Consider the following 17,627-nt stretch of genomic DNA (forward strand, 5'->3'; position numbering starts at 1 on the left):
GATTTTAATATAATAAAATCAGGTAAAGTAAAAAGAAGTCAGCAGTTCAGGTTGTAGTTATGCAACCTGAGTATTTTTTGTATTGACGTGTTTTTCAGGGGAGGGTTTCCATGGGTTTGAAGATAACTGATACTACCCTGCGTGACGGTCACCAGAGTTTATGGGCTACCCGCATGCGTACTGAGGATATGTTACCCATCCTGGAAAAACTGGATGCTGTTGGCTATCATTCCCTGGAAGTGTGGGGTGGGGCCACTTTTGATGTCTGCATGCGTTATTTAAACGAAGATCCCTGGGAGCGCCTGCGTCTGCTTAAAAAGCATATCAAAAGGACACCCCTGCAGATGCTCTTGCGGGGTCAGTCCCTGGTTGGTTACCAGCATTACCCCGACGATGTGGTCGAAGCCTTTATCAATAAGATGGTTGAAAACGGTATAGATATCATCCGTATCTTTGATGCCTTGAACGACCTGCGCAACTTTGAAGCACCCATGAGGGTGGCTGCAAAGACAGGAGCGCATATCCAGGCGGCGGTGGTATACACTATCAGCCCGGTACATACCACCGAACACTATGTGGAAACGGCTGTCAGCCTGGCCCAGATGGGTGCACATTCCATCTGTATTAAAGACATGGCCGGGTTGCTTACTCCTTATAGAGCTTACGAACTGGTAAAACTAATTAAGGAACGCGTTGGTCTGCCCGTACAGTTGCACAGCCACTACATTGGTGGTCTGGCCCTGGGGGCCTATCTGAAGGCGGCCGAAGCTGGAGTTGATGTGGTGGATACCGCCTCCGTACCCCTGGCCTTCGGTTCTTCACAGCCCCCGGTTGAAACGGTGGTGCGGGCGCTGCAGGGTACGCCCTACGATACCGGCCTGGATCTCCACCTCCTTTTTGAAATTGCAGCTTACTTTGAAGATCTGCGCAAATCACTGGGGTATGAACGTGGGGTCACCCGCATTAACGACATGCGGGTCTTTGAACATCAGGTGCCCGGCGGGATGATTTCCAACCTGGTTACCCAGCTGGAAGAACAGAAGGCCCTGCATCGTCTGCCCGAGGTGCTGGCGGAAATTCCCCGGGTCCGGGCGGAACTTGGCTACCCTCCCCTGGTTACTCCCACCAGCCAGATCGTGGGTACTCAGGCCGTTTTGAACGTTCTCACGGGAGAGCGTTACAAGCTTATCCCCGGCGAGGTGCGGGCCTACGTTGAAGGGCTGTACGGCAGGCCACCGGCCCCCATAGATCCGGAGGTGGCCAGGAAAATTCTGGGCGACAAAAAACCCATAACCTGCCGGCCTGCCGATTTGCTGGAACCTAAAATGGACAAAATAAGAGAAGAGATCAAGCACCTGGCGAAGTCGGAAGAAGATTTCATTTCTTACGCGCTCTTTCCCCAGGTGGCAAAGAGATTCTTTGAGAACCGTAACCGGCCGGGACACCAGCCCGTGGTTTCTCCCGGTCCACTGCAGCCGGGAACACGGGAACAAAAGGCCGGTCGTAAGGAGGTCGAAAGCATGAATTTACAGGAAATCAAGGAGTTAATCAAACTAATTGACCAGACGGCCATTGCTGAATTATCCCTGGAGAGTGCAGGGGTGAAGGTCGCCATAAGGAAAGCCGGCGTGCCGGGAACAACGGCTTTGAATTCGGGTGCGGATTCCCCGGTACCGCCGGCCCGGGAAACGGTCGCCCCGCCGGCACCTGTCCCGGAAAAAACCATTGATACGGCTGGCCTCACCGTGATAAGGGCACCCATGGTAGGTACTTTTTACCGTGCCCCTGCTCCTGATGCCCCGCCTTTTGTCCAGGTCGGTGATGTGGTGGAGAAGGGCCAGACGCTGTGCATTATAGAAGCCATGAAGCTGATGAATGAAATTGAGTCCGAAGTAGCTGGTGAAGTTGTAGATATCCTGGTGGAAAACGGCCAGCCTGTCGAGTACGGACAGGAGCTGTTCTTGATCCGGGAAAAATAGATGGGCGGGGAGCAGGACATGTTCAAAAAGATACTCGTTGCTAACCGGGGAGAAATTGCTTTGAGGATCATCCGTGCCTGTCGCGAGATGGGCATAAAAACTGTCCTGGTGTATTCCGAGGCCGACCGGGACAGTCTGCCTGTGCGTATGGCTGATGAGGCTTACTGTATTGGCCCCGCCCCGGCTGCCAGGAGTTACCTCAACATAACCAACATAATCAGTGCCGCCATGGTTTCGGGAGCGGATGCCATTCACCCCGGTTACGGTTTTCTCGCTGAAAACGCCGGGTTTGCTGAAATTTGCGAAAGCTGCGGGCTTACCTTTATTGGTCCTCCTGCCGCAGCCATGGAAAAAATGGGTGCTAAGGCTGTTGCCCGGGAGACAGTGGAGAAAGCCGGGGTACCGGTGGTACCCGGTTCACCCGGGGTGCTCCGTGACGTACAGGAGGCCCTCAAGGTCGCAGAAGAAATTGGCTATCCTGTGCTGGTTAAAGCTTCCGCCGGCGGGGGTGGGCGGGGCATGCGTGTGGCCCAGGGCCCTGAAGATTTAATCCGGGCGGTGCAAACGGCTCAGGCAGAAGCTCAGGCAGCTTTTGGTAATGCCCAGGTTTATGTAGAAAAATACGTCGACGAACCCAGGCATATTGAGTTCCAGGTACTGGGCGATAAGCATGGTAATATCGTCCATCTGGGGGAACGGGATTGTTCCATACAGAGGCGGAATCAAAAAATGATCGAAGAATCCCCCTCCACGGCCCTGACTCCTGAATTGCGCCAGAGGATGGGTGAAATGGCTGTAAGAGCTGCCCGGGCCGTGGGTTACCACAACGCCGGGACCGTGGAATTCCTGCTGGACAAACACCAGAACTTTTATTTTATTGAAATGAATACACGCATTCAGGTGGAGCACCCGGTTACCGAAATGGTTACCGGCATTGATTTGATCAAAGAGCAAATACGCCTGGCGGCTGGAGAACCGCTGGGTTATACACAGGAAGATATTCACGTCCGGGGTTGGGCCATTGAGTGTCGCATCAATGCAGAAGACCCGGCCCGCAACTTTGCCCCCTCTCCCGGGTTGATTACTGCTTACCTGCCCCCGGGCGGACCCGGGATCCGCCTGGATAGCGCAGCCTATCCAGGCTGGAAAGTGCCTCCTCATTACGATTCCATGATTGCCAAGCTTATCGCCTGGGGCCAGGATCGTGATGAAGCCATTGCCCGGATGCAGCGGGCCCTGGGGGAATTTGTCATTGAAGGTATCAAGACCACCATTCCTTTTCACCAGCGGGTGCTTCATAACGCCTTTTTCCGCCGGGGAGAGATTTACACCAATTTCATTCAGCGCCGCATCCTGATGGACTGATTGGTTGCAGACGTCCTGTGGTTCTGATATAATGGGATTCACGAGGTAAAATATGACAGGTGCGGGGAGGTCTATTATGGAAAACAAGGAAATGGTGGTCCGGGAAGAACAAACTAGCCTGGGGTCTATCCGCATTGCTGATGAAGTGGTAAGGGTAATTGCCGGCCTGGCAGCTACCGAAGTTCCAGGTGTAGCCGGAATGAGCGGCGGTGTGGTGGGCGGTATTGTGGAAATGCTGGGCAGGAAGAACCTGTCCAGGGGTGTTAAAGTGGAAGTGGGTGAAAAAGAAGCGGCCGTAGACCTTTTTGTCATCGTGGATTATGGCACCCGCATTCCGGACGTAGCCCTTGAGATCCAGGAAAACGTAAAAAAAGCCATAGAGGCTATGACCGGACTTTCGGTGGTCGAGGTTAACGTTAATATCCAGGGAGTAGCTTTCAGCCAGGAGGGTAAGGAGGAAGAGCACCGGGTCCGTTGAGCTTCAGGAGATAAAGGGAAAATAAGATTTTAGGAGGTTACATTATTTATGGGGCCCTTTGACCGCGGCCTCCTCGTGATCTATACTCTTGTTATCACACTGACCCTGTGCTGGGCTATGGCTGCCGTAACGGGTCTTATTGTTCCCTCCCGGGTGTGGGAAGGGTTGAATATGGTTATTGCCCAGCGGGAGGCAGCCATCGCTATTTTAGTTCTGTTCATTTTAACAGGTGTTCGTTTGTTGTGGGTAGGCGTGCGCCCGCGCCGGCGTCAGGCGGTAATTCACGAGGCTGCTCTGGGGGAGGTACGTATTGCTCTTGCTGCTATCCAGGACCTGGTGGAAAAGGTGGCTCTGGGGCAAAATGGAGTGCGGGAAGCCAGTGCCCGGGTTTATCCGGGCAAAGAGGGCATCCGAATTGGTGTTCGGGTGGCGGTGACTCCGGACATAAATATCCCTGAGGCAGCAGCTATGATGCAGGATCAGGTAAAAAAACGGGTGTTCGAGGTTACCGGGGTGACGGTGCAGGACGTTGCAATTATGGTTAAGAGTATTTCCGCCCGCAAGCCCCGGGTGGAGTAAAAATGAGGTGTATTCTGCCAATGGATGCATATACCTTTGCAGAATTATGGAAGCGGCACCGGGGTAAAATTACCGGTGTCATTTTAGGTCTGGCCTTCGGATGGTTTGCCATAACCTATGGTATTGTTAAGGCGCTTTTTGTGGCGTTGTGTGTGGTGGCCGGATATTTTGTAGGCAAGCACCTGGATGAGCGGGTGGATTTCAAAGAGCTACTATTTCGACTGTTCCATGAAAGGTAATCATTTAAAAAACAGGAGGTTATGATATGGGTAGAAGGCAGGCCAGGGAAGCGGCACTGCAGGTTCTCTACCAGGTAGATGTTGGACAGGTTGATCCTGAAGAAGCTCTTAATCATTTGTTGAAAATGGCATCCCCGAACCACGGGAGAGTTAATCAAAATGAGCGGGCGAGGGGAGAAGATGTGGAAACGGCTTCCCTGAGTCCAAAGGATCTGCTTTTTGCCCGTGAGCTGGTCACCGGTACCCTGGGCCACCTCAAAGATTTTGATCAGATCATTGCCCGCTTAAGCCGTGACTGGCCGTTATACCGCATGGCAGTGGTGGACCGGAATATCATGCGCCTGGCGCTATTTGAAATTTACTACCGGGAAGATGTCCCCAACAGCGTGGCGGTAAATGAGGCGGTGGAACTGGCCAAAACCTTTGGAGGGCAGGACTCCAGCCGTTTTATCAATGGTATTCTGGGCCGGGTCGTTAAAGATCCGGATGGGTTTTATCCGCCATCAGAAAGGGAGGGAGAGTAATTTCCTGTTATGAAAGTCTGTTATGAAAGTCATGTTCATTAAGTTGTAATTCCGGCAGGAATTTGCCATCATAGATAGAATTAAAAGATAATTATTTTCAATAATCTCCACATGCATTTAACGTCTTTATAGGAAGGGGGAAGAGAATTCATGTTTAAAATTCTGGACAAGCAGGTATTCTCACCAATTATTAAGCAAATGGTTATTGAAGCACCCAGAGTTGCCAGGAAATGTGAACCCGGTCAGTTTGTTATTTTGCGCATTCACGAAGAAGGGGAGCGTATTCCACTTACCATTGCAGACTTCGACAGGGAGAAGGGTACCATTACCATCGTTTTTCAGGAGGTCGGCAAAACCACCAAACAGCTGGGATCCCTGGAAGCAGGAGATTACATCAGAGACTTTGTCGGACCTCTGGGGACCCCTTCCCACATTGAAAACTTCGGCACGGTTATATGCGTTGGCGGTGGTGTGGGCATAGCTCCTGTGTTCCCAATTGCACGGGCGCTGAAAGAGGCCGGTAACCACGTGATAAGTATCATCGGTGCCCGTACGGGGGAACTGCTATTCTGGGAAGATCGGATGCGGGAAGTTTCCACCGAACTTTTTGTAACCACGGATGATGGTTCCTATGTTCGCAAAGGTTTTGTTACCGATGTTCTGAAGGAAGTTATTGAAGAGAGAGGCAAGGACAACATCAACCTGGTTCTGGCCATCGGTCCCCAGCCCATGATGCGGGCTTGTTGTAATGTCACCAAAGATTATGGCATCAAGACCATTGTCAGCCTGAACGCATTGATGGTGGACGGTACGGGCATGTGTGGTTGTTGCAGGGTTACCGTGGGGGGCCAGACCAGGTTTGTTTGTGTGGATGGTCCGGAATTTGATGGTCATCAGGTGGATTTTGCTGAACTGGCCCGTCGTTCAGCCACCTTCCAGGCAGAAGAACAACGGGCATTAGAGCGTCATACATGCCAGTGCGGATGTGGAGGTGGCAGATAATGGCCGAGAAAAAGGAAATAATCCCCCAAAAACACCCGATGCCTGCCCAGGATCCTCATGAGCGTATCAGAAACTTTAACGAGGTGGCTCTGGGCTACGACGAAGAAACTGCAGTGGCCGAAGCAAAGCGCTGCCTGCAGTGTAAAAAGGAACCCTGCCGGCAGGGTTGTCCGGTGGAGGTAGATATTCCCGCATTTATCAGGCTGGTGGCGGAGCGTGATTTTGCCGGTGCCATTAAAAAGATCAAGGAGAAGAACGCCCTTCCCGCTGTATGCGGTCGGGTCTGCCCGCAGGAAAACCAGTGTGAGAAATACTGTACACTGGGTAAAAAACACGAACCTGTGGGTATCGGTCGTCTGGAGCGTTTCTGTGCCGACTGGGAGCTGGCCCGGGGTGTGATACCCCAGGAGGTGGCCCCGCCTACCGGTTTCAAAGTGGCGGTGGTAGGTTCCGGACCGGCAGGTCTTACCTGCGCAGCCGACCTGGCCAAACTGGGTCACAGGGTGACTGTTTTCGAAGCTCTGCATGTAGCCGGCGGTGTACTCATGTATGGTATTCCCGAGTTCCGCCTGCCCAAACGGGTGGTACAGGCAGAGGTAGAAAATTTGAAAAAACTGGGCGTTGAAATCATTACCAATGCAGTGGTCGGTAAGTTTGCCACCGTGGATGAATTGATGGAAGAAGAAGGTTATGACGCGGTATTTATCGGCACCGGTGCGGGTCTGCCTTATTTCATGAACATTCCCGGTGAGAACTCCTGTGGTGTTTATTCCGCAAATGAATTTCTGACCCGTACCAACTTGATGAAAGCTTATCTGTTCCCTGAATGGGATACACCCATCAAGGTAGGCAGGAAAGTAGCCGTAATTGGGGGCGGCAATGTAGCTATGGACGCGGCCCGTACCGCTCTACGCCTGGGAGCGGAAGAGTCGTGGATTGTTTACCGGCGTTCCGAAAAAGAACTGCCCGCCCGTCACGAGGAAGTGGAACATGCCAGGGAAGAAGGGATAAAGTTCGCCTTTTTAACCAATCCCGTGCGCATCCTGGCGGACGAAAACGGCTGGGTGAAGGGTATGGAGTGTTTACGCTATGAGCTGGGCGAACCCGATGAATCCGGCCGGCGGCGGCCGGTACCCATACCCGGTTCCGAATTTGTCATGGATGTGGATACTGTTGTGGTGGCGATCGGCCAGGCTCCTAACCCGCTGGTACCCAGGACCACCAGGGGGCTGGAACTGGGCAGGAAAGGTAATATCGTAGCAGATCCTCAAACCGGGGCTACTTCCAAGCCAGGGGTTTTTGCCGGTGGGGACGTGGTTACAGGGGCAGCTACGGTAATCCTGGCCATGGGTGCGGGACGCATAGCAGCCCGTTCCATTCACGAGTATTTGATGAATAAAAAGGCTTGATCCTGTGGGGTAAAATAATGGCAATAAACGAGGCTTCTGGTTGATGCTCAGAGTGCTTACTGTAAGTGAACTGACCTGCCACATCAAAAACCTTTTCGAAAACGACCCTCTTTTGCTGAACCTCTGGGTAAAGGGGGAGATTTCTAACTGCAAACAGGCGGCCAGCGGTCACCTTTACTTTACCTTGAAAGATGAGTCATCTTCCATTAAGGCGGTCATGTTTCGTTCCCGGGGGTACCGCCTCCTTTTTCAGCCGGAAAACGGAATGGCTGTCCGTGTACGGGGTTATGTTTCGGTTTACCCCCGGGGCGGTACATACCAGCTTTATGTGGAAGAAATGGAACCGGAAGGTACGGGTGCCCTTTATCTGGCTTTTGAACAGTTGAAACAGAAACTGGAAAAAGAGGGCCTGTTTGCTCCACAACATAAAAAAAAGCTGCCTCTTTTACCCCGCCGCATTGGAATTGTTACTTCGCCCACTGGAGCGGTACTGCGTGATATGGTTAAGATTATTCGCCGGCGCTGGCCGGGCTTGCAGATTGTTTTCGTGCCCGTACCGGTCCAGGGTGAGACTGCTCCCGGAGAGGTCAGCCGGGCGTTGCACTGGTTGAACCGCCTGAAGGCCTGTGATGTTATCATTGTAGGCCGTGGGGGTGGGTCACTGGAAGAATTATGGGCTTTTAACACCGAGATTGTTGCCCGGAGCATTTTTGCTTCCGGTATTCCGGTAATCTCTGCTGTTGGACATGAAACCGATTTTACCATTGCTGACTGGGTTGCAGATGTACGGGCTCCCACTCCTTCCGCGGCAGCAGAAATGGTAGTTCCGGTCCGGGAGGAAATGGCACGGTATCTGGGCCTTTTGGAAGGGCGCTTGATGCGGGCCATACGGGAAAAGCTGCAAACCTGCCGGGCAAGACTGGATGCCTGCCGTCAAAGCAGGGTATTCCGACACCCTGTGGATGTTCTCTGTGGCTTTCGGGGACAGGTGGTGGACGATTTATTCCAGCGCTTAAAAAGAGCCATAGATCAGTGTCGCCTGCACCAGCAGAGCCGTCTGGCCTTGTTGTCCGGCCGGCTGCAGGCTCTGAGTCCCCTGGCTACTCTCGCCCGGGGGTACAGCATTTGCACCCGTGTAGATACAGGTGAGGTGGTGCGGGGAGCGGGAGAGGTTGTACCGGGGGAAAAAGTACAGGTGGAGTTGTATCGGGGCCGTCTTCATTGCCGGGTGGAAGAAACGGTTGAAGAGTAACAATCTTCAATATAGCAGATTTGTTAAGAATTCAACAGGTTAAAAAAGGGGGAGGTTTAAAACATGGCGGCAACATTGATCGACGGGAAAAAAGTGGCAGCGGAGATCCGCGAAGAGGTTAAGGCCGAGGTGGCACAATTAAGGGAACGGGGCATTATCCCCAGGCTGGCCGTGGTCCTGGCCGGAGACGACCCGGCTTCCGTGGTTTATGCCCGGTCCAAGGAGAAGTCCTGCGCCAATGTGGGCATTGAATTTGAGCTGTTTACCTTGCCCGGCAGCGCACCTGAGGAAGAAGTCCTGGCACTCATAGATCGCTTGAACAAAGACGATAGCGTACACGGGATTATGATTGAATTGCCTCTGCCCAAGCACATGAACAAGCAGCGGGTACTGGAAGCCGTATCACCGAAAAAGGACGTGGACGGCGTTCACCCCATCAACCGGGGTTACATTTTAAGTGGTGGGGACGGCCTGTTCCCGGCTACGCCCCAGAGCTGTATTGAAATTATGCTCCGTACCGGTATTGAGATCAAGGGTAAAAATGCGGTAATCGTGGGCCGGGGTGAGACGGTCGGCAAGCCGCTCATCTTTATGATGCTCAACCAGAACGCTACTGTTACTGTATGTCACACAAAAACCGCCGATCTGGCTTACCATACCCGTCAGGCCGATATCCTTATTGCCGCCGTCGGCAAGCCGAAGATGATCAAGGCCGACATGATCAAACCCGGTGCCGTAGTGGTGGATGCCGGTATCAACCAGGTGGAGGGCGGTATCTGCGGGGACGTGGACTTTGAAAACGCCCGGGAGGTTGCCGGAGCTATCACCCCCGTACCCGGCGGTGTAGGGAGCCTGACCACAGTGTTGATTCAAAAGAACGTGCTGAAGGCCATCAGGTTGCAGGGGAAGATTTAGGGAGGTGTAGGTAAATGAGCGAAATGTTTGATTTTCCGTTTCGTAAGATACTTGCGGTAGCTGCTTCCGATGCTCCAACTCCCGGTGGCGGCAGCGTTTCCGCCATGGTAGGTGCTCTGGGGGTTGCGATGACGGCCATGGTGGGCAACCTTACCGTGGGGAAGCCCAAGTTCGCTGATGTGGAGCCCCAGGTCAAAGAAATTACAGGTGCCGCTTACTTTATCATTAACAAATTGGAAAAACTGGTGGCGGCCGATATCGCTGCTTTCGGCAAGTTCATGGAAGTCTACCGGATGCCCAGGAACACCGAGGAAGAAAAGGCCAGAAGGGATGAGCTGATGCAAAAGGCCCTGAAAACGGCAACTGATACGCCGATGGAAGTAGCTCGCACCCTCCTGGAGGCTCTGGAGATTACCGAAAGGCTGGCTAAAATTGGGAATAAAATGGCCATCAGTGACGCAGGCGTGGCTGCATACGTCTGTGAAGCCGCCATCAACGCTGTCCTTTTGAGTGCCGATATCAACATACCCATGATTAAAGACGAGGAGTATGTCAAGGGTATTCTCGCGGAAAAAGAAAGAATTGTCTCGGAAGCCAGGCGGTTGAAGGATGCAGCTGTTGCTGTGGTTCAGGAAAGAATGAAGTAAAAAAGGTTTTCCCATTGACATTGAAACGGGTGGGTCTGCTCAACACGCGGATCCGCCCGTGGTTTTTTATTCGTTAATAAAACGTTACTTCATTCAGCTTGATCCAGCCCAGCAAGTCCAGTAGATCAGCCAGTTTATCGAATAATTGTTTCTGTTCCTCCAGCGAGAGTTCCTCTATGGCTCGAACCAGTTCGTCTATCCGGGACATGTTTTGCACCTCCTGTTACCTACGATACATAACAACCTGCTCCTTTGTCAAACCATCCGCAGAAACGCGGGTATTTGCGCCGCCAGTCATTTGTGGTAAGATAGGGGCCAGGAGGGACGGCCATGTCCGCAAACCAGACCCGCTACCGGGTTTATTCAGAATTCCTGAAAGAAAAATTCGGGGGTAAGGTGTATAAACTCCCCATCAACCTTCCCGGAACCTGTCCGAACCGGGACGGTACTATTAGTACCGGTGGTTGCATCTTCTGCGACGAAGAGGGAGCGGGCTTCGAGTGCCTCCCCAGCAGTCTCTCGGTGGAGGAACAGCTGGCAGCCAACCGCGAGTTTTTCCGTAAACGCTATAAAGCTGATAAATTCATTGCCTATTTCCAGGCCTTTACCAATACTTACCTGCCTTTTGAGCAATTTAAAGAGTATGTCCTGACTGCTGCGGCCGGGGAAGACATGGTGGGCATTTCCATTTCCACCCGCCCCGACTGTATTAACGACCGTTACCTGGATTTCCTGGCGGAAGTAGGACGGGAGAAAAATCTGGTCATGGACATTGAACTGGGCCTGCAGACGGTCAACTACCATTCCTTGTTGCGGGTCAATCGCGGGCATACCCTGGCGGAGTTTATCGATGCGGTGCAGCGCATCAGAGAGCGGGAGCTGGAGATCTGCGTGCATCTTATCCTGAACCTGCCCTGGGACGATATGGTTGACGTAATCGAAAACGCCAAGATTCTCTCAGCCCTGCAGGTGCAGTACGTAAAGCTCCACTCCCTGTACGTCGTCCGGGGTACCGTGTTGGGAGAAATGTACCGGCGAGGGGAGTTCTCCATCATCCCTATGGAGGAATATGTGGACCGGGTGGTAACATTTCTGGAATACCTGCACCCGGATATCGTCATCCAGCGCCTGGTCGGCCGCGGTCCTTATGACCGGGTGCTTTTCTCCAACTGGGGAGTGAGCTGGTGGCAGGTGAAACAGAGGATTGAAGCCAGACTCGAAGAACTGGCTACTTACCAGGGGCGGCGCTGCGACTATTTAAACGGCCCGGCGTTGCGAAAGAGATTCAACTGGAAGTGAGGTATTGGCCATGAAAAAACTAACGTTTGAAGAAGCACTGGCCAGGCTGGAAGCAGTGGTGAGGGAACTGGAAGAAGGGCAGTTGCCTCTGGAAAAATCTCTGGCCCTTTTCGGAGAAGGCATTACCCTGACCCGTTTTTGCCATCAGGAACTGGAGAAGGCTGAGGAACGCATTTCCATACTCACTGCCGATGAAAAGGGAGAACCGGTATTGAAAGATTCCGACCCCTCCCTTGCCGATCTGCTAAATCCGGAAAGGAAGGAGTAAGCGAGTTGGACTTTTTGACCGAACTAAAAGCCAGGGCAGACCTGGTGGACCGGGCACTCGACGAACTTTTACCATCAGAAGATACTTACCCGCCTTTAATTCACCAGGCCATGCGGTACAGCCTCTTCGCCGGGGGTAAAAGGCTGCGTCCCGTCCTGGCTCTGGCAGCAGCCGAAACGGTGGGTGGCGACCCTGTCCGGGTATTGCCTGCGGCCTGTGCCCTGGAATTGATCCATACTTACTCTTTGATCCATGACGACTTGCCTGCCATGGATAATGATGATTTCCGGAGGGGAAAGCCAACCTGCCACCGGGTTTATGGTGAAGCGGTGGCCATCCTCGCCGGGGACGCCCTGCTAACCCATGCTTTCGCTCTTCTGGCTAAAAATGCTCATAACCGGTTGGTACCGGCAGAACGCGTCGTGCGGGTTATTGAGGAGGTGGCGGAAGCTGCTGGCACATTGGGGCTTATTGGCGGTCAGGTGGTGGATACCCTGTCTGCGGATTGCACAGTGGATACTGCTACTCTGGAATATATCCACCGCCATAAAACCGGGGCCTTGTACCGGGTTGCTGTGCGGGCAGGTGCGATTTTAGCCGGTGCCAGGGAAACAGAGCTGGAAGCCCTGACTGTTTACGCTGAAAACCTGGGTCTGGCTTTCCAGATCCAGGACGACATCCTTGATGTGGAAGGTGACCCGACCAGGCTGGGCAAACCGGTGGGTAGCGATGAAAGAAATAAGAAGGCTACGTACCCGGCTTTGTTTGGACTGGATTTGGCCAGGGCAAGGGCCAGGGAAGTGGTGGAGGTAGCTTTGAACGCCCTGGAGCTTTTTGACGAGCGTGCCGATTTCTTACGTGAGCTTGTCAGGTTTGTAATTGTGCGGGATTTTTAAAGCTTTAAGGAGAACTGGCGCGTGTGAATAATCCTTAACGCTTTTAGCATCAATGGCGAACTGCTGCTAACAGGGGAGCATCCTAACGGTTAGCAGTACCGTTTGCTTTGATTTGTGAGCTTATGTTATAATACAATTCCAGGACTAGAAAGCGGGATGAGTGACGCAGTATCCTAGTCAGGTATGCCTTTTTTGAAGACGGGCCTAAAAATCCGTCGCGGGCACATCGATGAAGTTCCTGGTGCTGGCTGCTGACGCCCAGTCGGGGGCTGGTACTGGGAGTTAAGGAGTTAGGGCGAGCCGCAAAGGCATGCGGGCGTGGACCCTGACTCCGCGGAGACCCAAGTGCGTGGGAAAGCGTGAAAGCCGTACTATGGCTTGGGGTGTGAACCTGCATGTGGTGAAAGCTGCGTGCAGTGTAGCCTGCCTTGAGTGGTAACGGTGGATGTCACTGAAGCCGGTGCCTTTATTTCCCAAAGGGCCCGGGGTAAGGCAACCGGTAGACTGAAACCGTTACTGCAAAAGAGGCTAGAAAAGGGCCATCCTGTCGAGGAAAACTCCTAGGCTGTCCGGAAATACCGGGGCAGCGCGGGGATTGCAGTGTGGACTAAGTGGTAATCCAGCCCCGGGATCGGCAACGTCCCGGAAACAGCCCGAAGGGGAAACCGCCGGTCTGGCGACAGCCGGTGGCTGCTTGGGAAAACCTGCTGGACCTCAAGCCACAATATTTACCCGCGCTGCTGTCACTTGTCCCCATGGATATATTACATGGATATATTATCTTTTGCTTCCCGTATGAGGTGACCTTATTTTGGGAAACAATAAATCTACAGTTTCAGGCCGGTACGTACTTATGGTGGGTACGGCCTCTTTTTTACTGGCCGTAATATTTTTCTGGTTTTCAGAATTGCTTGCCGGTAGAGTTAAAAGCCTTATTTTATCTTTTCTTTTTTTAGTTATAATTATACTGATCGGTATCCTGGCGGATATAGTGGGTACGGCAGTGGCAGCTGCTGAAGAATCTCCCTTCCATGCCAAAGCGGCCAAGCGGGTCCGTGGGGCGAGGGAGGGGGTATATCTGATCCGGAACGCCGACCGGGTTGCCAACATCTGTAACGATGTCATCGGAGATATTTCCGGGACGGTAAGTGGTGCTCTGGGAATCGCCCTGGTTCTACAAATCTTGCTTTACTGGAAGGGTATTAACCAGGCTCTGTTGAATATGTTGGTAACAGCTCTCATTGCTGCTTTTACTGTAGGTGGTAAAGCGGCTGGAAAGCGTATAGCCATTTCGAGGGCTAACGAAGTTATTTTTCTGGTAGGGAAATTACTGGCTGCCTTTGAAGAATTGACGGGGATAAAAATAGCCAGAAAAAAATACCGTCGGGCAGGGAAATAATACAGGAGTCGGGAAGGGGAAAAAATGGGAGACCTGCTTTCGACAATTAATTCTCCTGCGGACCTGCGCTCTCTGGACGTGGCCGGCTTACAGCAGCTTGCTGCCGAAATCCGTCAGGAGATTATCGAGACAGTAGCCAGAAACGGCGGACACCTGGCTCCCAATCTGGGGGTAGTGGAACTCACCCTGGCCTTACACAGGGTTTTTCAAACTCCCCGGGATAAGATAATCTGGGATGTAGGCCACCAGTCCTATGTGCATAAGCTGGTTACCGGTCGCCGCCCGGTCTTTCATACGCTTCGCCAGTTTGGAGGCATCAGTGGTTTTCCCAGGCCCCAGGAGAGCGAACATGATTCCTTTGGTACGGGACACAGCAGCACCTCCATATCCGCAGCTCTGGGTATGGCTCTGGCCCGGGACTTGAAGGGTGAAAATTACGCCGTGGTGGCGGTGATTGGAGACGGGGCGATGACCGGGGGTATGGCCTTTGAGGCTCTGAACCATGCCGGTCACCATAAGACCAATCTGATCGTTGTCTTGAATGATAACGAGATGTCCATTTCCCCCAATGTAGGAGGCCTGGCCCAGTATTTGAGCCGCCTCCGTACCGACCCCATGTATTCCAGAGGTAAAGAAGAGCTGGAACAGCTTTTAAAGCGCATCCCAGCCATCGGCCGCCGGGTGGTTAAAGCGGTGGAGCGGCTTAAGGATTCCCTTAAATATCTGGTGGTGCCCGGAATGTTCTTCGAAGAACTGGGTTTTATCTACCTGGGGCCGATTGACGGGCACAATATCCAGGCCATGATCAATATTTTCCAGCAGGCCAGGGTTACGAGGGGACCTGTACTGGTACATGTACTCACCCACAAGGGGCGGGGTTACCCGCCGGCGGAAAAGAATGCAGATAAATTTCACGGGGTTGGTCCGTTTGAAGTCAAAACAGGTCGGGTGATAAAAAAAGCCGGTGAGCCTCCTTCTTATACAGAGGTATTCGGACGTACCCTGGAAGAACTTGGACGCCGGGATCAGCGCATTGTGGCCATTACTGCGGCCATGCCTTCCGGTACCGGTCTGGACCGCTTTGCTGCCGCATTCCCTGAACGGTTTTTCGATGTAGGTATCGCCGAGCAACACGCCGTTACACTGGGTGCCGGCCTGGCAGCGGGCGGATTGAGGCCCGTGGTCGCGATTTATTCTACTTTTTTGCAAAGGGCTTACGACCAGGTGCTCCACGATGTCTGCCTGCAAAATCTGCCTGTGACGTTGGCTCTCGACCGGGCAGGTCTGGTCGGGGAAGACGGTGCAACCCATCACGGCGTGTTTGATTTTGCTTACCTGAGATCTATCCCGAACCTGGTACTCATGGCCCCCGGGGATGAGAACGAGCTGCGCCAGATGTTAAAAACAGCGCTCGAGCACCCGGGACCGGCAGTGTTGCGTTATCCCCGGAGTTCCGGTACAGGCTGCCCGCTCGATGATGAAATCATCCCCCTGCCGGTTGGGAAGGCCCGCGTGCTCAGGGAAGGTGACGACGTTACCCTGCTGGCAATCGGGACCATGGTTCCGCTGGCCCTGGAAGCTGCTTCTATTCTGGAGCAACAGGGGATTTATGCCACGGTAATCAATGCCCGTTTTGTCAAGCCACTGGATGTGGAATGTATTACCCGCTATGCACTGCGGACCCGGAGGGTGGTCACTATCGAGGAGCACGTTTTGCAGGGAGGTTTCGGCAGTGCCGTTCTGGAATTGCTCGGGGACAGGGGCCTGCGCAGCGTGCAGGTAATCCGCCTGGGAATTCCCGATGAATTTATCGAACACGGCAGCCGCCCCATTTTGCTGGCCCGCTGCGGCCTGACAGTAGAAAGGCTGGTTGATACCGTATTGCAATCTCTGGGTGTACGCAGGAAGAAGGAAAAAACAAAAATTGGAGTGCAATGGCCATGACCGTGACCAGGCAGCGCCTGGATTTGTTGCTGGTGGAACGGGGCATTTTTACCAGCAGGGAAAAGGCCAGGGCGGCTGTAATGGCCGGTCAAGTAATGGTGGATGGGCGACCGGTGGATAAGCCGGGCCGGCTGGTCGACTCCCGGAGCCAGATCGAGGTCACGGGGCGCATGCCTTATGTCAGCCGCGGTGGTCTAAAACTGGAAAGAGCCATCCGTAGTTTTCAGCTGGATTTTACCGGGCGGGTGGTCCTGGATGTAGGGGCATCCCACGGCGGGTTTACCGATTGTGCTCTGCAACACGGTGCCCGCCTGGTTATCGCCGTTGATGTGGGGTACGGCCAGATGGCCTGGAGGCTTCGTTGCGACCCCCGGGTGGTACTCCTGGAGCGTACCAATATACGTTACGTCCGGCCGCAGGACATACCGTGCCCGGCAGATATAGCTGTGATTGATGTTTCTTTTATTTCCCTGGCAAAGGTGCTCCCCAAAGTAAAAGAGCTCACTACCCCCAATGCCTTCGGTGTAGCGCTGATTAAACCCCAGTTTGAAGCCGGCCGGGAGAAAGTAGGTAAAAAAGGTGTGGTGCGGGACCCGGTGGTGCACCGGGAAGTCATTACTGCCGTTTGCCGGGTTATAAAAAGTCTGGGTTGGGGTATACGGGGTCTTGATTTCTCGCCTGTTAAGGGGCCGGAAGGCAACATAGAGTTTCTGGTTTGTTTTGACCGGGTTGCCCCTGACCAGGTGGACCTTTCTTCTGCCATCCCGGCAGTGGTGGAAAAGGCACATGCTGAACTGGACGCCGGCAGGGGGGACTGATCCGCTGCCGGCGGTTTGGCTAAAAGGGGTGACCCGATTGAAAATAGGCCTTGTGGTAAACCTTGGCAAACAAAAGGTGACCTGCCTGGTGGAACAAATTGTTGATTGGCTGACTGCACGGGGATGCCGGGTGGTAATGGACAATGATGCAGCAGCTTCTGTGGGCCGGCCTGAACTGGGTATTCCCAGGGAAAAACTCCTCAAGGAAATCGAAATCTTGCTGGTACTGGGTGGTGACGGTACCCTGCTGAGCTGTGCCAGGGAATCTGCTCCCCGGGGGATACCGCTTCTGGGGATTAACCTGGGGCACCTGGGTTTTTTGACCGAAGTTGATGTGCCTGAACTTTTGCCCGGTCTGGAACGTCTTTTGGCCGGACAGTATACCATTGACGAACGCATGATGCTTGAAGCGAGGGTCATCCGGGAAGGACGTACGGTAGAACGGGTTATCGGTCTGAACGATGCAGTTATTACTAAAGGAGCCTTTGCGCGGCTCATTTACCTGGAAACATATGTTAATGATGATTTCGTCAGCACCTATCCTGCCGATGGCCTGATTGTGGCCACCCCTACCGGTTCTACTGCCTATTCCCTTTCTGCCGGAGGGCCCCTGG

Annotated in this window: 19 protein-coding genes; 18 read left to right on the forward strand and 1 reads right to left on the reverse strand. The window is 53.3% G+C overall.

The window, feature by feature from the left end; all coding sequences use genetic code 11:
* Positions 1-110: 110 nt before the first annotated feature.
* The 11 genes from accB (at position 111) to ACPLUI_RS02430 (ending at position 10,389) form a co-directional block, all read left to right on the forward strand.
* Positions 111-1,979 carry an acetyl-CoA carboxylase biotin carboxyl carrier protein gene (gene accB, locus ACPLUI_RS02380; protein WP_424658673.1) on the forward strand — a complete coding sequence of 623 codons (1,869 nt, stop codon included), beginning with the start codon at positions 111-113 and terminating at the stop codon, positions 1,977-1,979.
* Between the two features lie 18 nt (positions 1,980-1,997).
* Complete coding sequence (gene accC, locus ACPLUI_RS02385; RefSeq protein WP_424658690.1) at positions 1,998-3,344, forward strand: acetyl-CoA carboxylase biotin carboxylase subunit; 1,347 nt, start codon at positions 1,998-2,000, stop codon at positions 3,342-3,344.
* A gap of 76 nt (positions 3,345-3,420) precedes the next feature.
* Positions 3,421-3,822 (forward strand): Asp23/Gls24 family envelope stress response protein, encoded by a 402-nt coding sequence (locus ACPLUI_RS02390; protein ID WP_424658674.1) that lies wholly within the window; start codon positions 3,421-3,423, stop codon positions 3,820-3,822.
* Between the two features lie 48 nt (positions 3,823-3,870).
* Positions 3,871-4,401 (forward strand): alkaline shock response membrane anchor protein AmaP, encoded by a 531-nt coding sequence (amaP, locus tag ACPLUI_RS02395; protein WP_424658675.1) that lies wholly within the window; start codon positions 3,871-3,873, stop codon positions 4,399-4,401.
* Between the two features lie 2 nt (positions 4,402-4,403).
* On the forward strand, positions 4,404-4,640 hold the full coding sequence (locus ACPLUI_RS02400; RefSeq protein ID WP_424658676.1) for a DUF2273 domain-containing protein: 237 nt from the start codon (positions 4,404-4,406) through the stop codon (positions 4,638-4,640).
* 26 nt (positions 4,641-4,666) lie between these two features.
* Complete coding sequence (nusB, locus tag ACPLUI_RS02405; protein ID WP_424658677.1) at positions 4,667-5,164, forward strand: transcription antitermination factor NusB; 498 nt, start codon at positions 4,667-4,669, stop codon at positions 5,162-5,164.
* A 150-nt stretch (positions 5,165-5,314) separates the two neighbouring features.
* Complete coding sequence (locus tag ACPLUI_RS02410; RefSeq protein ID WP_424658678.1) at positions 5,315-6,166, forward strand: sulfide/dihydroorotate dehydrogenase-like FAD/NAD-binding protein; 852 nt, start codon at positions 5,315-5,317, stop codon at positions 6,164-6,166.
* Positions 6,166-7,575 (forward strand): NADPH-dependent glutamate synthase, encoded by a 1,410-nt coding sequence (gltA, locus tag ACPLUI_RS02415; RefSeq protein WP_424658679.1) that lies wholly within the window; start codon positions 6,166-6,168, stop codon positions 7,573-7,575. The genes ACPLUI_RS02410 and gltA overlap by 1 nt, the downstream gene beginning before the upstream one ends.
* 43 nt (positions 7,576-7,618) lie before the next feature.
* Positions 7,619-8,827 carry an exodeoxyribonuclease VII large subunit gene (xseA, locus tag ACPLUI_RS02420; RefSeq protein ID WP_424658680.1) on the forward strand — a complete coding sequence of 403 codons (1,209 nt, stop codon included), beginning with the start codon at positions 7,619-7,621 and terminating at the stop codon, positions 8,825-8,827.
* Positions 8,828-8,890: 63 nt separating this feature from the next.
* Positions 8,891-9,742, forward strand: a complete 852-nt coding sequence (locus tag ACPLUI_RS02425) for a bifunctional 5,10-methylenetetrahydrofolate dehydrogenase/5,10-methenyltetrahydrofolate cyclohydrolase (RefSeq protein WP_424658681.1) — start codon at positions 8,891-8,893, stop codon at positions 9,740-9,742.
* Positions 9,743-9,756: 14 nt separating this feature from the next.
* Positions 9,757-10,389 carry a cyclodeaminase/cyclohydrolase family protein gene (locus ACPLUI_RS02430; RefSeq protein ID WP_424658682.1) on the forward strand — a complete coding sequence of 211 codons (633 nt, stop codon included), beginning with the start codon at positions 9,757-9,759 and terminating at the stop codon, positions 10,387-10,389.
* Positions 10,390-10,462: 73 nt separating this feature from the next.
* Here ACPLUI_RS02430 and ACPLUI_RS02435 read toward each other — a convergent pair whose 3' ends face one another.
* A complete protein-coding gene (locus ACPLUI_RS02435) occupies positions 10,463-10,597 on the reverse strand; it encodes a hypothetical protein (RefSeq protein WP_424658683.1) in 135 nt (44 codons plus the stop codon).
* Between the two features lie 122 nt (positions 10,598-10,719).
* On the opposite strand from ACPLUI_RS02435, the gene ACPLUI_RS02440 reads away from it, so the two are divergent.
* The 7 genes from ACPLUI_RS02440 to ACPLUI_RS02470 form a co-directional block, all read left to right on the forward strand.
* The gene (locus tag ACPLUI_RS02440; protein ID WP_424658684.1) at positions 10,720-11,688 is read left to right on the forward strand and encodes a TIGR01212 family radical SAM protein; all 969 of its coding nucleotides are present in this window, start codon (positions 10,720-10,722) and stop codon (positions 11,686-11,688) included.
* A 10-nt stretch (positions 11,689-11,698) separates the two neighbouring features.
* Complete coding sequence (gene xseB, locus ACPLUI_RS02445) at positions 11,699-11,956, forward strand: exodeoxyribonuclease VII small subunit (RefSeq protein WP_424658685.1); 258 nt, start codon at positions 11,699-11,701, stop codon at positions 11,954-11,956.
* A gap of 5 nt (positions 11,957-11,961) precedes the next feature.
* Complete coding sequence (locus tag ACPLUI_RS02450; protein ID WP_424658686.1) at positions 11,962-12,852, forward strand: polyprenyl synthetase family protein; 891 nt, start codon at positions 11,962-11,964, stop codon at positions 12,850-12,852.
* Positions 12,853-13,663: 811 nt separating this feature from the next.
* Positions 13,664-14,251 (forward strand): hypothetical protein, encoded by a 588-nt coding sequence (locus ACPLUI_RS02455; protein WP_424658687.1) that lies wholly within the window; start codon positions 13,664-13,666, stop codon positions 14,249-14,251.
* 24 nt (positions 14,252-14,275) lie between these two features.
* Positions 14,276-16,195 (forward strand): 1-deoxy-D-xylulose-5-phosphate synthase, encoded by a 1,920-nt coding sequence (gene dxs, locus ACPLUI_RS02460; RefSeq protein ID WP_424658688.1) that lies wholly within the window; start codon positions 14,276-14,278, stop codon positions 16,193-16,195.
* Positions 16,192-17,013, forward strand: coding sequence for a TlyA family RNA methyltransferase (locus tag ACPLUI_RS02465; RefSeq protein ID WP_424658691.1), 822 nt, complete (start codon positions 16,192-16,194; stop codon positions 17,011-17,013). The genes dxs and ACPLUI_RS02465 overlap by 4 nt, the downstream gene beginning before the upstream one ends.
* Positions 17,014-17,050: 37 nt before the next feature.
* The coding region (locus ACPLUI_RS02470; protein ID WP_424658689.1) for an NAD(+)/NADH kinase at positions 17,051-17,627 on the forward strand (577 nt) is incomplete at its 3' end.

Origin of the sequence: Desulfofundulus sp. (assembly GCF_049701015.1) — a bacterium.
Taxonomy (GTDB): Bacteria; Bacillota; Desulfotomaculia; order Desulfotomaculales; family Desulfovirgulaceae; genus Desulfofundulus.

Bases quoted from the DNA above. Each gene is read 5' to 3' on its own strand.
- accB (WP_424658673.1), top strand. From the start codon at position 111: ATGGGTTTGAAGATAACTGATACTACCCTGCGTGACGGTCACCAGAGT.
- accC (WP_424658690.1), top strand. From the start codon at position 1,998: ATGTTCAAAAAGATACTCGTTGCTAACCGGGGAGAAATTGCTTTGAGG.
- ACPLUI_RS02390 (WP_424658674.1), top strand. From the start codon at position 3,421: ATGGAAAACAAGGAAATGGTGGTCCGGGAAGAACAAACTAGCCTGGGG.
- amaP (WP_424658675.1), top strand. From the start codon at position 3,871: ATGGGGCCCTTTGACCGCGGCCTCCTCGTGATCTATACTCTTGTTATC.
- ACPLUI_RS02400 (WP_424658676.1), top strand. From the start codon at position 4,404: ATGAGGTGTATTCTGCCAATGGATGCATATACCTTTGCAGAATTATGG.
- nusB (WP_424658677.1), top strand. From the start codon at position 4,667: ATGGGTAGAAGGCAGGCCAGGGAAGCGGCACTGCAGGTTCTCTACCAG.
- ACPLUI_RS02410 (WP_424658678.1), top strand. From the start codon at position 5,315: ATGTTTAAAATTCTGGACAAGCAGGTATTCTCACCAATTATTAAGCAA.
- gltA (WP_424658679.1), top strand. From the start codon at position 6,166: ATGGCCGAGAAAAAGGAAATAATCCCCCAAAAACACCCGATGCCTGCC.
- xseA (WP_424658680.1), top strand. From the start codon at position 7,619: ATGCTCAGAGTGCTTACTGTAAGTGAACTGACCTGCCACATCAAAAAC.
- ACPLUI_RS02425 (WP_424658681.1), top strand. From the start codon at position 8,891: ATGGCGGCAACATTGATCGACGGGAAAAAAGTGGCAGCGGAGATCCGC.
- ACPLUI_RS02430 (WP_424658682.1), top strand. From the start codon at position 9,757: ATGAGCGAAATGTTTGATTTTCCGTTTCGTAAGATACTTGCGGTAGCT.
- ACPLUI_RS02435 (WP_424658683.1), bottom strand. From the start codon at position 10,597: ATGTCCCGGATAGACGAACTGGTTCGAGCCATAGAGGAACTCTCGCTG.
- ACPLUI_RS02440 (WP_424658684.1), top strand. From the start codon at position 10,720: ATGTCCGCAAACCAGACCCGCTACCGGGTTTATTCAGAATTCCTGAAA.
- xseB (WP_424658685.1), top strand. From the start codon at position 11,699: ATGAAAAAACTAACGTTTGAAGAAGCACTGGCCAGGCTGGAAGCAGTG.
- dxs (WP_424658688.1), top strand. From the start codon at position 14,276: ATGGGAGACCTGCTTTCGACAATTAATTCTCCTGCGGACCTGCGCTCT.
- ACPLUI_RS02465 (WP_424658691.1), top strand. From the start codon at position 16,192: ATGACCGTGACCAGGCAGCGCCTGGATTTGTTGCTGGTGGAACGGGGC.